Raw genomic sequence first — 14413 nt, 5'->3', positions numbered from 1 at the left:
GGTGTTTTACCGCACGCACTTCCCCGTACAACGCTCCTCAGTTAAAGAAGAAAGGCGAGATGGCATCACATCATTGACGGCACTTAATTAAATGGCGCTTTACTGGCGTGCTTAACGATATAGCGTGGACGCTGTTTAACTTCCATGTAAATGCGTCCGACATACTCGCCCAGTACGCCAATCCCCATAAGCTGAACACCCCCTAAAAACAGAATAGCGGCCATCAACGAAGGGTAGCCAGGAACCGGATTGCCCCAGAGCAGCTTGCCCAACACAAGCCAAGCCGCATATAAGAAAGAGAGCATCGCAACTCCCAGGCCCATATACGTCCAGATTTTTAACGGTACGGTACTAAAAGAGGTAATGCCTTCAAGAGCAAGGTTCCAGAGTTTCCAACCATTAAATTTGGTACTCCCGGCTACGCGGGCGGCACGTTCATAAGTAATGACCTCGGTGCTATAGCCCACCCAGGAGAGCACGCCTTTCATAAACAGGTTGCGTTCAGGTAAGCGCAAAATAGCATCGACCACCGGGCGCGACATCAATCGAAAGTCGCCCACGTTGGATTCGATGCCAGGCGTGCTGATGCGGTTATGAAAACGGTAAAACCACTCCGCACTTAATCGCTTAAACGCGCTGTCCTGGCGTCGATCAATCCGTTTAGCCAACACAACCTCGGCGCCTTGCTGCCAGCGTTCTACCAGCCGAGGAATAACTTCGATGGGATCCTGCAGGTCGACATCTATTGGAATTATTGCCTCACCGCTTGCGTAAGCAAGCCCAGCCAATAACGCAGGCTCCTTGCCGAAGTTGCGCGAAAAGTGAACCGCGACGACTAAACTATCCTGCTGGGCAAGCTGCTCAGCTATCGTTCCCGTAGCATCGGTACTGCCATCATTAACCAGCACTATTTCAACGGCATAAGGGGCAAGTTCATTGCTATCGCGTACTGCACGATAGAAAGTCTCCAGCATCGCCTCCTCGTTAAACACAGGCACGACTAACGAAAGTTTCATGTTTGCTCCTTAAACACGATCCATTTTGAATAAGCAAAACCCACCACAAGGCTTATTCCTGAAAACAGCACCAACGTTACCCAGGCAGGCAACATCAAGTGATCCGCAGCGGCCCCCACTCCAAAGCTCAACGCCCCCATAAACAGCGTAAACAGCACGTAACGTTTTGGCGTTGCGCGTGCTTTAAAGGTATAGAGAGCATTAGCAAAAAAAGAAAACGTCACCGCTACGCTGAAAGCCAGTATATTGCTCCATGCCTGGCTTAGCCCTACCCCTGAATGCAGCACAATAAACACTGTCCAATGCAGCAACGTGTTTACCACCCCCACACTCAGGTAACGCGAAAAAAAGGTTAGCATCCGTGCGTGCAAGCTCCTTAAAACAGAACGCTTCCACCGGCCATGGCCCTTTTGTGCCATCCGCTGGAAGCGCCTGATGCAATTGCCTGTTCAACGTACCCGTTGGCAAATACGTAGTATAGACGACGCTGAAAGACGCATATAAAAAGCTTAACATTCGCTCTTGCAACGCCGACCGAGCGACAGTAGACAACACTGGGCTGGCGATGTTTCAGCAGCACAGCCCACGCCCTATTAATGCGTTGGCTGGGGCAACGCTTCGCTTAGCGCCTGCGCATAGGCCTTGCGCGCGGTTTGATAAATGGCTAGCTGCTGCTGGAGTTTTTCGATCTCTGCATCGGTAATCTGAAGATTAAGCACCTGCTGGCGAGCATCTTCGGAAAGGTCCGCCATGCGATACGGCGTTTCGTCAATGGTAATAGTGGCGTTATCATCGGCCATGATTCGGCTCCTGGTTAATTAAAATCGAAGGTTAAATCGTCATCGTCATTGCCAAACAGTTCTTCCAGGCTCTGCTGCGGCAAATGCCCCTGTTCAGCATGGAATTTCAACCGGTCGGAAAGCTGATGCAGCTGACTCATAGAAAACAGCTGCGCATAGGCCAGCGAAAGCGGCCCGCCGCGCAGGGCGTGCAGTGCGTCCGCCGTCAAGCTATTCACGGCTTGCTCGTTAACCCGAAACAGGCCATTAAGCTTAAGCGGTTCCTGGCCCTCTTCATGCTGTATGGTCAAGGGCCATGGCTCTATGACACCTGCTTCGGCCAGTTTGGCCGTACACACTGCCGTTAGCTCCCGGTTCTTCTCGCACTGTTCTAAAAAGTCCAGGGTTTGTGCCGCCGTTTGACCAAGCTCACCGTCCTCCGTGAAGAGCGGCTCGCCCTGGCCGCTGGTAAGATGTTCGGCGTTCACGCAGAGCGCGATTTGTCCGTCATCAGTATTGGCCAGGGTAAACGGGTAGCCACGTATAGCAGCGGGCACATAGTTACCCAGCCACTTACCGTTTTCCGCAATATACAGGTTGGTCTTGCCATCAAGGCTGCATAGCGCCACCGGCAGAAAGCCGTCGCCTTGCTCAATGAACCCAAGGGCATAGTGAGGCAATAGTTTGGCCAGTTCAGCGATCAAAATGCCAATAACGGGCCTGTCCAGCGCAAAGGTGTAACCATCGCGAGGCAAAAAATGTTTATCAGCGTGCTGACTGCGAGATACCGCGACCCAATCGCTCATAAGGTGTCCTTGATGGTTTAAAAAACTTGGCCCGCCAGGCGCCCGCTACGCCGTGCTTTTAAGCGCCTGCCGGTAAACACCATTATAGCGTACTCCAGGGCGGGCTATTAACCCCCGGCCGCTAGAGGACCTGAAGCGCCCTGAGTACCGGAAGGCGGTTTTCAGCGAAGGTGACCGCTTGCTGCGTTAACGCCGCCAGGTTTTCCTGCTCGCTTTCAAGGGTATTGCCTTCTACCACCAACCGCTGACCCTGGGCATTCAACAGTTGCCAGGCGGCCTGCGCCCACTGTTCAGGCTGCTTATGGCCCTGGGCCAGGGCGCCTAAAAAGAGCTGATGAAAGCGCGGCACGGGCACGCCGCCACTGGTTACCGGGCTTGCAAGCCACGTGATATCGGCACTGCCTCGGGCTTTTTCGACCAGCGTGCGGTTAAGACGTTCCGTAAATGGCCGAGCCTGTTTGATGATGCTTTTTTCCTGCACCGGCGCAACATGGCCTGCGCCCAGCAGCACAATGACGGCCTCGACGATCTGCCCCAGCGTAAGCTGGCCTTCCAACTGCTTCTCCAACTGAGCCAGCGTATGTGCCTGATGGTCGGCCAGCACCTTGAGTAGCGGCGCATAAATCTCTTCGCTCAGCTCTGCCTGGCCAAGCGCGCCCTGCACTTTGAACGGCACCGTTGTATAGGAGGTGGTTAGCACTATTCGCTGAGCGCGCAGCTGCTCGGTGCGCTCCAGCGAGTTTAGCGTACGTGCGCCCTTTACCCAGTAATCGCGCCGAAACTGCTGATTCACCATGAAGTCGCGCACGGTCTCCACAAACCCACGGTCGGGCAGCTGCGCCAAAAATGCCTGCTGCTCCTGGCTAAGGTTCAACGTGGCAATGGCATCGGGATAGTGAGCGGAACAGGCGTAATCAAGCTTGGCCGCCGACAGCCACTGAGCCACCTCGGAGAAGTGCATGGGTAGCCAGTCGCGGTTTAGATACTCATGGGCCAGGTACTGGCGGCTCTGTGTTTTAAGCGCTGTTACCCGCTCGGCCACGTGAGGGTTGGCTTTGGCATAGCCTGGCTGGGTAGCCAGCAGCTGTTCGGCAAAGTCGATGGCGGCATCCACCCGCGCTTCTGCGCCGGTGCTGGCGCTTTGCATCATATCGCTATGTGCGTGTAGCAGGTGACGCATGGGGCCAAACGCGGCCCAGCCCGGCTGGGTGTTGTAGCTGATATACAGCACGCCGCCCACTTTCAGCTTGCGGCGTAGAAAGTCAACAATGACCTCGCGGTTGGTGTCGGAAATCCAGCTCCAGATCCCGTGCAGGGCAATATAGTCGAATTCCGGTAGGTCGCTGCGCTGGCAGAACGTTTCAAAAGCATCGTCGTGCAGGTGGGCCTTTGCACCGCTGGCGCTGGCAAGCGCCTGGGCAACGCCTGCCTGGGCGGGGTTGAAATCGGTGCCGTGCCACGTCACCGTAGATGCCGCCGCGTGGCAGTTAACGCTTACCCCCTGGCCAAAGCCCAGCTCGCAGGCAGCGCCCACCTCTGGAAAGGCCAACCCGGCGTTTAAAAAAGCCAGCTTGATACGCAGTGGGTTCAGCTCATTGTAGTAGCCGTAGGTATAGCCAATCGAGGCCGTGTAGCCAGCCGTCCAGTCGTTCATAGTTCACCTTTCTTTATGCCGTACAGGAAGTGAGGCCGGTGCCAGGCGCAGGCCGCAGGCCGCAGGCCGCAGGCCGCGCTTAATGCTGCCAAATCAGCGCGTTGATAGCAATGCCACGGCCAGGCCGCTGCGCACACGCCCTCTCAACACCCGTTTTACGGCCAAAAAAAACCCCCGGCCAAAGCCGAGGGTTTCGATCCACCTAACTAACGGTAGGTGGCCTTCTCAAGGAAGGATTAAGCCAGTGACAGCTCACCGTTAGTAATAGTGCCACTGGACAAATCTACAAGACCAGTCAGCTGAACCACGGTATCGCCAATATTGAAAGTACCAGAACCAGCAGCATCAGTATCCGCTACGATGTAGGTGTTGCCTGCATACTGGAACCAGGAAGTTTCGTTCGCATCATTGACAGCGCCCACCTGAGCCAATGCCTGGTCAAGGTTCTGCACGGTAGTATCCAGCACAACCTGCTGGCCGTTGAAGTCATCTGAAGCGTTAGCACCAAACACGATCTTATCACCCGCAGAGAAGTCGGTGATGGTCGTCAGCACAGACGTCGCTTCAGTAGTGCCTGTCGCAGTTGCAGCAGACACGTTAAACGTATCGTTACCTGCGCCACCAGTGAAGTTACCGCCTGCAGCAGAAGAAACGATAGTGTCGTTACCGGCACCGCCTTCAACTGTGGCTTTTTGATCCAACGTGATGAAGTCGTTACCTGCACCACCTTTAACAGTCAGGCCTGTAGCAGAGTTATCAGCCGTCACGTTTTCGGTGTTGATGCTCAAGTTACCGGTTGCCGCAGAACCGTCGATCAACTTAACAGCGCCACCGCCGGCAGCAGCGTTAGTACCGGTAGTGGCAGTAGCGTCAAAAGCAAGCGTTAGGGCTTTGTCACCCGTAATATTAAGTGTTTGCAGCTTGTCATCAGCTACGGTGATGCTGTTCCAAGTATTGTTACCGCCAGCGGAAACAATATTCAAAGTTTCAACACCGTCGGTCACGACAGTGCCAGCATTTACATTGGCAGCGGTAGCAGCAGCGCCCGCTACATCCGTACCAGCAAACGTAATACCGAAGCTGTCAGACGTGTTGGTAGCCGCGCCTTTCACGCCGATAGTGGTAGTGCCCGTGTTGTTACCAGCAACGGTCAAGCCAACGCCTGCTGCGACGTTGGAAACCGCTGAGCCGCCAGTGCCGCCAGACAGCGCTAGTGTTTCAATGCCGGAGACCAAGTCAAGATCAAGCGTGCCGCCTCCCACGTTGGCAACAGACAGATCCAACGCTTGGAAGTTAACAAACTGCGCAGCGTTACCCGCATTGATCAGCGTCGCAGAAACGGTGTTGAAGCCTTCACCGCCGTCGATCACCGTCACTGCTTCTTTTGTAGACGCAGCGACAGAGCCAGTGCCAGCAGCACTCACCAACAGCTTGTCGTCACCTGCGCCCAGCTTGATGGTAGAACCAGCCGCAATAGCACCATTCAGTGTTACTACGTCGTTACCGGCACCGGCATCAACGTTGACTTTTGCAGCACCCAGGGTAAAGGTATCGTTACCTGCACCTGTTTTAACGCTGGTCGTGGCTGTATTCAGCGCACCCAGTGTCAGGTTGCCGGTAGCGGCAGAGCCGTCGATCGCGGTAAACGTAGCGGCAAGCGGAACCAGGGTCAGGGCTGCATCGCCTGTAATGTTTACCGCTTTACCAGCAGCACCCGTTACTGTAACCGCACTCTTGGCACCAGTGGCGTTAAGCGTGATGGTTTCAGCAGCAGCGCCTGCATTCACTACCACATTACCGGCAATAGCAGAGCCATCAGCCTGGTAACCAACGTTATTCAGGTTAACGGTCAACGCTTTAGAAGCGGTATTAGTGATCGTCGCTGCAAGTGCAGTATCCTGGTTTTGCAGTGTCAGAGTGTCGACTGCTTCCCCGCGGATTTTCGCATCAGTGCCATTGACATCGTTTAGCGTGACAGACTTCAGGGTCGTGCCAGTGGCAGTGTTATCGATAGCATTTGCTGCTGAAACGTTACCACCTTTAACGGTTACGTTTTCAAGTGCTGCGCCAGTGATAGCAACCGCACCAGCACCCGCAGTAACGGAAACGTCTTTACCGCCATTAATCGTCGTAGTAGCAGCACCCGTAACAGCAGTAGTTACGTTAGACGTACCTGCTGCGGTAACAGCAGTAGCAGCCGTGCCCGCTGCAACGGTTTCAACTGATTCAAGACCGGTGAAGCCAGACACATCAACGTTTACACCGCCATTGGTGGTGAGGTTGAAGTTCTCAACATTTTCTACGGTCAAACCTGTCGGCAACGTAAACTGATCACCAGTTGCAGAAATTGTATCCGACACATTCAAGGTGTCGTTACCGGCGCCGCCATTGATGACATCCAGCGCGCCCAACACACGGCCGGTGGTGGCGTTTTCAACGGCGTTAAAAGTGTCGTCGCCGTTGGTGCCTACCAGGTTATCAATACCGGTCGTCAGGTTAAAGGTCTCGCCTGGCACAGCGTTGTCTACCGTGACTTGCTCGTCTGCCGGTACGGCAGGTGCTGTCAGGCCTTCTTCACGTCCGAACTCAATGAAGTGACCCAGCGCAGTCAGGCCAGACGCTTCAAACGCTGCTTTTACTTCTGCAACGGTTGTAATCTCGGTGTTGCCTGCAGCTTGCAGCTCAGCCAGTTTGGCTTCGTAGTAATCGGAAACATCGAAGGCGTTAGACGGGTTGATGCCTTCTGCATTACCGTACTGCAGGTAGTGGTCGTATACGTTGCCAGGCCAGAGAGAAACGAAATCTTGCGCGGCCGCATCAACGGTCAGGTACGTAGTCGCCGGGTCGTTGAACATGTCAACCGCTTTAGCGCGAATATATTCAGCGGCGTTGAAGAACGCGTTAGGCGCCAAGCCTTCATTGTAGCCAAACTGCTCGTAGTGCTGCTCTGCTGTTAAGCCAAAGCCATCCTGCAGGCGCTCTTCCAGGAAAGCAACAGTTTTGCCTGCCCAGCTAGATGCGGTTGCAGAGTCGCTTTGCAGCTGTGCCAATTTAGCGTTCAGGTAATACGTTTTATCGAAGCCTTGAAGTGCCATGTAGGTACTCTCCTTACATATGCATATGTTCGGGTGCTGGCTGCACCCATTTGTAATGCTTAGCCGTACCTCAACCCCTGGGGGATCCCTTGCCGAGGCACGGTACAAAGCAAGCAGGCTACCCTGGTGGGTGATTTGCCATGGCGGAGACAATAGCGCCTCTACCATTACAAAATCAAGGCTACCGTGTAGCCTGCTGTGAATTGCGCAATTCACGCCAAGCGATCATAGCAGCCCTTTAGCTGGGCTGCCACTCTATAACTCATCATTTTTAATGAATTACTTCGCTATTTTGGCGTGTTGCTCAGTTAATTTAACCGCCGTTTCAGCGCATGGTAAAGCGTTTTCGCACGGCGTTCTATAATTTGCGCCGTGCCTGGCGGGGTAATAACCATGTTGGGCGCCTGCTGCCCGCTTAACGCTGGGCTGGGCTGAGCAAACGCATACTGCTTTACCGGCGCGGGGGGGTGGCTGGCGGCAGGTGCCTGGGTATCGGTAACGCGAAACCCGGCTGACTGGCAGGCGGCGGCAAATAAGCGCTCCAGTGAGTGGGCAAACGTGGCGTCCTTTTGGCCCAACTCCATGTCGAAGGCGTTTAAAGGCGCATTATCAAGCAGCAGCGCCATCGCCTGCGGGCGGCACCAGAACATGGAACCTGCAAAAAAGTGCAAGGCATCAAGCGTTGGTTCGTGAATACCCAGCTGCTCTTTTAACTGGTTAAAGCGTGCTGGGCTGCTTAACGGCGCGCCCCAGTAGCGAGTGTAAGGCAACCAGTGGCCTGCCGGCCCGACCATGCCAAGCTCAGGCTGCTGTTTAAAGGCATCGATAATTCTGCCTGCCTGCTCGGTGGAGCCTAACAGCTCCCCAAGAAACATTTGCCGCCACTGGTCACCATCAGCCCGGTGCAGGGAACGCTTGGCGTGAATTTTACACACCTGCTGATAGCCCAGCGGCTCAATTGCCTTGAGGATGGCCAAAAAAGGAGCAACATCGCGCCCGCGATTCGGCCAGCGCACAGTGCATACGCCCGGCACGTGATCTTGCAGGGTGCGCTCAATGTCAGCATCGGCGTGTTCTGGCAACGAAACGTAGAGGTCGTAGTTGCCTTGCAGGCTTTCAAGGTACTGGGCGACTTCGCTCCATAGCTCGGTGTGGTACAGGTGCAGGATCACGGCGGTATCGTGCTTGCGGGCCGCTTGCTGCAGGGCATTCAGTGCAGGCGGATAGCTGGCTAACGTGCCGCTGGGAAACTGCGCCAGGGTTTGTTTGGTGGCTTCAAGGTAGGCGTAGCCAAAGTGGCGGTCTGGCTCCAGGTAGGCGCCTTCGGCCCACTCGTTCCAGGCGTTGATAAACACGAGCTTGTCGTCGCCTGGGTGGCGGTCGGTTTCTGCACAGGCACCGCCCAACCACTGGCGGTAGGTTTCGGGGTTGGCATGATGGAAGATATGCCCCCGGCCTGGCTTGCGCGCTTCATTGTCCCAACCGGGGAATACGGTGCGGTACAGGCGATACTCAGGCTCGGGCTTGGCAAGCTGGGTAGCCACCAGGTCATTGTAGTCGTAGACGTTGCCCTGGAAGTCAGGATTGATAAAGTCCTGTTCGCGGTTAATTTGGCGCGCCTGAGTACCATGAGGGGGGAACTCGACGGCAGCATCGAACCCGTAAGGGGCGGGGTCGGTAATACCGAAACTCTGCGCGGCGACCAGGTGAATCTCACCCACGCCCTGCTCGCGGCAGTACTCGCGCCATGCCTGGGCTGTTTTAGCGGCATCGGGCAGAATGTCTACCCGGTACACAATCAGCAGCGGCTTGCCGTCTACCTTGAGGTAGTTAGGTTTTTGCAGCAGCGGAAAGATATCTTCAATGAACTCCTGGTCGTCCTGCGGCTGGTGCTTTTGTTCCATAAGCACGTCGCTTTCCTGGCCATCCCAGCGGCGGGTCCAGTTTTCATTGGCCCAGCAGAGGCAGAAGGGAAAATCAATATTGGGGTTATTGGCGAACTGGTCAACAGGGCGTTCGAGTAGGCGCTTACGGCCACTGAACCAGTAGTAGTGGAAGCAGAAGGCTTCAATACCGTGCTGCTGGGCCAGCTCTACCTGGCGCTCCTGCACTTCGGGCAGGCGCAGGTCGTAATAGCCTAACTCGCCTGGGTGGCGTGGCTGGTAGTGTCCTTCAAACTGAGGAACGGCCTTGCCAACGTTGGTCCACTCGGTAAAGCCCGTGCCCCACCAGCGATTATTTTCGGCGATGGGGTGGAACTGCGGCAGGTAGAAGGCAATGGCGCGAACTCTTGATGGCTCTTCAAGTGCCTGCTCTGAACGTTCTACATACACATCGCTTCGTCCAGCGGCTTCGCTAAACAGCTGGTTAAACAGCGCACCACCGGCACTACTTGGCACCGGTGCGGCGGCAACTTCGGGCTGACGGTTTTGCAGATAATGAACCAGCGGATGCTGGTGCGCCGACATTAGCTGTGGGTGGGTCATTAGGTAGTTAAGCGTGCTGAACTCTGGCGAGGGGTCGCGCCCTTCAAAACCACCATGACGCTGGTAGTGCGTAAGTGCATCAAGCCCTTTGCTCTGTACATCGGGGTTGTGCATTAAGTACCAGTTAGGGTCAAACAGGCCGGACTGGGCAATTTGTTCGCGCTGCTGTTTTTCCTGACGGTAGCGCACCGGCCACTGCACTATTTGTTTTATCAACCGTTTGCCCAGCCAGCCGGGGGCGTGCACGCGATTCATCAGAACGGCGTACTCTTTTAATAGCTGCCGCTGGCTTTGCAGGTACTGCTCTTGAAGACGCAGGCTTTCTGACTGCGCCTCGTGTAGCCGCTGCTGTTCAGCTTGCCATTGCTGGCCCTCTTTTTCATGGGCGGCGGTGCGCCGTTTATCTTCATCCATCAGGCGCTGATTTTCATCACTGAAACGCTGCAGCCGCTGGTCGCGTTCTTCGATGGCGGTATCGCGGTTTTCAATTTCCTGCGCAGCTTCGTTAAGCTGCTGTTCACGCTGCTGCACGGCATCGCTGTTTATGATGTCCTGGTAAAAAAAACTGCTCCCGCAGGCTGGCAATTCAGCATCGCTGGCTAGTGCCACCCAGTACATGGGGCGATATTCGCTTTTTTCCAGCGGTGTGTCAGACGACGTATCTTCTATTGCGCCAGGTGCCAGGGCGCGAAAGGTTTCCAGGGCGCTGGGGGTAGGGTCGACAATAGCGGAGCCAAACAGCACGCGCTGCCCTACCAAGTGGTGCTGGCGAAAATGACGTGTCAGCAGGCTTTCAAATTCATCCTGATAAAGCTCTTTAACATGGTAGGGATTTTCGTAACCGGGTACGTCGCTGTATTCCCGCTTGTCGGGGCTTGAGATAATCAACAGCCCGTCGGGGCGCAGCACACGCTTGATTTCCTGGAGCATTTCCTGGTGCTTGTCGTGATGCTCGATGGTTTCAAAACTCACCACGACATCGACACTGGCATCGGGTAGCGGTATCGCCGTGCAGTCGCCCTGGCGGAACTCCAGGTTATCGCGCTGGTAGTGTTCACTTGCATGTCGCACCGAGTCGCGGTCAATGTCTACCCCTGTCACGCGTTCTGCGCGGGCAGCCAGCCGGTAGCTGCCATAGCCTTCACCGCTGGCAATATCCAGCACGCGCTTGCCTTCCACAAACCGGGCCGCTAACAGGTAGCGGTGGTAGTGCTCAGCGACGATGTCGCCTTTAAACTCGGGCAGAAAGCGCTCGCCCGTGCCGGGTAGCATCGAACTATCAGGTGTGTCACTCATTGGCTTGAATCCACTTGTAAACGAATATCGTGCATGGGTAGTCCTACCAGCCCATGACTTTGACTGCTGGAGTGCGACTTGAAAAACAGGGCATCATGCAGCCAATGGTGCTGCACATGGTCATCCTGGGTGCCATCTGCTACCGCCACACTAACACTGTAGTCACCGTGCGGGAGAATCGGCATCCGGAAAGTAAAACTGGCCGAAAGCAAGCTCTGGCTAGCGGCGTCTACCGGGCTTTCGCTATAACTTAAGAAGGTATTGTCGCCAAACAGCGTTTGCCCCAAGCGGTCTTTAACGTAGAAACCAATAATGGGCTTATTTAAGTGATGCCCGGGCTGCACCCTGGCCGCAACGCTGAGGCAGACTTCTTCACCCCCTACCATCCAGGTGAGCGGATGGCCTGCACTGTCATGTAGCCATACTTCTTCCACGAGCGCGCCGCCTTTACCAAACCCTTCTGCTTCGGGATCGAAGGTAAACACTTCGATGTCGTTGCGGTAAGGCGTTGCATTGATAATATCCTGGCGCATGTCGCGGGGTATCGGGCGCAAACGCGCTTGTTCATCGGCGCGCTCAGCACTACTGCCATTTTCGGCGCCCGCTCCCTGGTTAGATTCAAAAAAGGCTTTCAGGTAGGCGTCGGCGACTTCTTTAGGCCGCCCTTGTGCTACCACTTGCCCGTGGTCGATCCAGATAGCCCGCTGACAAAGGCTTAACACAGCGGCGGTATCATGGCTGACAAACAGCACAGTGCCGTGCTGCATAAAGCGACGCAAAAAACGCATACACTTTTGCACAAAAAAGGCATCACCTACGGCCAGAGCTTCATCAATCACCAGGATATCGGCATCAACGTGGGCAATAACAGCGAAAGCCAGGCGTACATACATACCGCTGGAGTAGGTTTTAACGGGTTGGTCGATAAACTCGCCGATCTCCGAGAACTCCAGAATATCGTCGAACCGGGCGTCAATCTCCGCCTTACTTAAACCAAGTACGGAGGCATTCATATAGACGTTTTCACGCCCGGTAAACTCGGTATCAAATCCGGCTCCTAGCTCCAACAGTGCCGCAATACGCCCTTGGGTATTAATATCACCGTGGGTCGGCGTGAGCGTACCGCAGATCATTTGCAGCAGGGTCGACTTACCCGAGCCGTTGCGGCCAATAATACCGACCGTTTCACCGGCCTGAATATCAAAGCTAACGCCATCGAGTGCACGAAATTCACGCCCGTAGCCTTTGGGAGGCCTGCCCGCCAAGCGGTTAAGGCGCGGCATAATAAACTGTTTTAAGCGGTCGCTCGGCTGCTGGTAAATATGGTAATACTTGGCCACATTGCTAACGGTAATGACCGCATTGGAAGACTCAGAGGACATCAGCAAATCCTTTGCGTGTTTTTTGGAACCAGGCGAATCCTACCCACGCGACACCCAAGGAGATGACTAGATACTTGAGCAGCCCGGCAGTATTGGGAAGCGCTCCCTCAAGCAACACCACGCGCACCTGTTCGATAATAAACGTAAGGGGGTTGGCGTGAATCAGCCCATGAAAACTTTCAGGCAACGCGGAAATTGGATAAAAAATAGGAGAAAGAAATAGCAGCATCGTGGCTAACAGTCCCATCGTCTGGCCTATGTCGCGTAGAAAAACGCCTAATGATGCCAATAGCCAACTTACGCCCATCGCCAGCACCAAAAGCGGAAAAAGCACGAACGGTAACAGCAAGAAAGTCCAGGGAAGGCTACCCAGCACGATAAGCTGGGCAAGCAACAGCACCAGCGTGCTGATTGCGGCATGAAACAGGGCGCTGCCAAGCGGTATCAAGGGCAGCACATCCAGCGGGAACACCACCTTTTTTACATAGTTGGTATTAGCGAGTATAAGCCCTGGTGCCCGTGTTAGTACTTCGGCAAATATGCCGTGGACGATAAGCCCGGCAAACAGCTGCAGCGCAAAAACACTTTTACTGTCTTCACCATCAACCCCCCAGCGTGCGTTAAACACCACTGTAAAAACAAAGGTATAGATAATCAGCATGATAATAGGCGTGACAAACGACCAGGCAAGCCCCAGCAGAGAGCCTTTATAGCGCCCCATAACATCGCGTTTTATCATACGCCCGATCAATTCCCGATAACGCCACAGGTGCACCATCATGGCGCGCGGCGCTATCGAATTTAAAGCATGTGGATTCATTGGCTCTCTTTACATTAATTGATCTTATGAGTGAAACAAGGCGTTACAAATGCCCTGCGCTTACTCTCCAGGTAAATTTTGAAGGCGCAGATAGTACCTCAGTCATCCCTTGTTAAGAAGGGCCGCCACCAGCATGGCCATATTACCCTGCCAGGTTTGCCGATAGACGCCTGCCAACCATAAGCCACGCAACCGCTCCCAGAAATTGCCTTGTCGTGACACAAAATAGTGGTGATAGCAGGCTTGATGCTGTGGTGTTAGCCAGTCCTGATGTGTGCTTAATGCTGCCAGATTACGGTCAATTTGCATTCGGTGGCTCCCTTGCCAAAGGTGGGCAACGCGAACAAGCAGGCTTTTTATTCCTCGTTTCATGCCAATCAGATTTTTTGGATGCTGGCGATAATCAAGGCTGGGCGTGCTGTCATACACCACTTGCCCGCCACAACCACTGATCAGTAAGTAGCACCACCAGTCGTGCAGACCGATGTCTTCACCCTGCGATGAGGCAATCAGTAAATTGCGAGCATCCTGATTAAATAGCATGGTATTTCCACTGGCAATATTTTGTACCAACGCATTTTGAAACGATGGTCTTCGCTTTTGCAGCGCTGAATAACCAATAGGCTTGCCGTGTTCATCTACCAGCCGTGTTCTTGCGGTGTACAACAGAGGGCGCCTCGCTTTCTCCTCCGCAAGCCGCTTAACAGCACGTAAAAGTTTTTCTGTATGCCAACGGTCGTCCTGGTCTGCAAAGGCGTAGTAATCACTTTGAATAGCGGTATTACGTACCAGTGACATAAAGTTGGCAGCAAACCCTTTCCGGCACCCTTGGTAGATAACGAGCTTATTATCTCCCCATCGCTGCTGATATCTTTTCAGCAAGCGCTGGGTCCCCGGCGTTGGGCTATCGTCTGACACATGCAGTGTCCAATGGGTATACTGCTGGTTCTCAATCGAGTCCAACTGTTCTGAAAGGTAGGCCTCACCTTCATAGGTGCCCATTAAAATAGCCACGTGGGGCATTGAAGACTGCTTGTTGATATCCATGCTTGGGTTCAAGATCTGATTGCTCCATGTCA

At 54.4% G+C, this 14413-nt stretch carries 10 protein-coding genes; all 10 read right to left on the bottom strand.

Annotated elements, in window-relative coordinates; all coding sequences use genetic code 11:
* Nucleotides 1-83: 83 nt before the first annotated feature.
* Nucleotides 84-1016, bottom strand: a complete 933-nt coding sequence (locus FKN99_RS00920) for a glycosyltransferase family 2 protein (RefSeq protein WP_172116140.1) — start codon at nucleotides 1014-1016, stop codon at nucleotides 84-86.
* Nucleotides 1013-1375: a GtrA family protein gene (locus FKN99_RS00915; RefSeq protein WP_172116139.1), complete on the bottom strand. Its 363-nt coding sequence runs from the start codon at nucleotides 1373-1375 to the stop codon at nucleotides 1013-1015. Before FKN99_RS00915 ends, FKN99_RS00920 begins: the two co-directional genes overlap by 4 nt.
* A 234-nt stretch (nucleotides 1376-1609) precedes the next feature.
* Entirely contained in the window at nucleotides 1610-1816 is a 207-nt protein-coding gene (locus FKN99_RS00910) for a DUF6447 family protein (protein ID WP_172116138.1), read from the bottom strand.
* A 14-nt stretch (nucleotides 1817-1830) separates the two neighbouring features.
* Nucleotides 1831-2601: a SapC family protein gene (locus FKN99_RS00905; RefSeq protein ID WP_172116137.1), complete on the bottom strand. Its 771-nt coding sequence runs from the start codon at nucleotides 2599-2601 to the stop codon at nucleotides 1831-1833.
* 121 nt (nucleotides 2602-2722) lie between these two features.
* Entirely contained in the window at nucleotides 2723-4255 is a 1533-nt protein-coding gene (locus FKN99_RS00900) for a class I SAM-dependent methyltransferase (protein ID WP_172116136.1), read from the bottom strand.
* Between the two features lie 236 nt (nucleotides 4256-4491).
* Nucleotides 4492-7350 (bottom strand): beta strand repeat-containing protein, encoded by a 2859-nt coding sequence (locus FKN99_RS00895; RefSeq protein WP_172116135.1) that lies wholly within the window; start codon nucleotides 7348-7350, stop codon nucleotides 4492-4494.
* Nucleotides 7351-7658: 308 nt separating this feature from the next.
* Nucleotides 7659-11132, bottom strand: coding sequence for a glycoside hydrolase family 99-like domain-containing protein (locus FKN99_RS00890; protein WP_172116134.1), 3474 nt, complete (start codon nucleotides 11130-11132; stop codon nucleotides 7659-7661).
* Entirely contained in the window at nucleotides 11129-12514 is a 1386-nt protein-coding gene (locus FKN99_RS00885; RefSeq protein ID WP_172116133.1) for an ABC transporter ATP-binding protein, read from the bottom strand. The genes FKN99_RS00890 and FKN99_RS00885 overlap by 4 nt, the downstream gene beginning before the upstream one ends.
* On the bottom strand, nucleotides 12504-13334 hold the full coding sequence (locus FKN99_RS00880; protein WP_172116132.1) for an ABC transporter permease: 831 nt from the start codon (nucleotides 13332-13334) through the stop codon (nucleotides 12504-12506). Before FKN99_RS00880 ends, FKN99_RS00885 begins: the two co-directional genes overlap by 11 nt.
* Nucleotides 13335-13436: 102 nt before the next feature.
* Nucleotides 13437-14393 (bottom strand): glycosyltransferase family 2 protein, encoded by a 957-nt coding sequence (locus tag FKN99_RS00875; RefSeq protein ID WP_172116131.1) that lies wholly within the window; start codon nucleotides 14391-14393, stop codon nucleotides 13437-13439.
* Between the last annotated feature and the right edge of the window lie 20 nt (nucleotides 14394-14413).

The sequence above is a fragment of the Halomonas hibernica genome (assembly GCF_013183775.1).
GTDB classification, from domain to species: Bacteria; Pseudomonadota; Gammaproteobacteria; order Pseudomonadales; family Halomonadaceae; genus Vreelandella; species Vreelandella citrativorans.
This window is presented reverse-complemented; position numbering and strand designations above follow the sequence as displayed.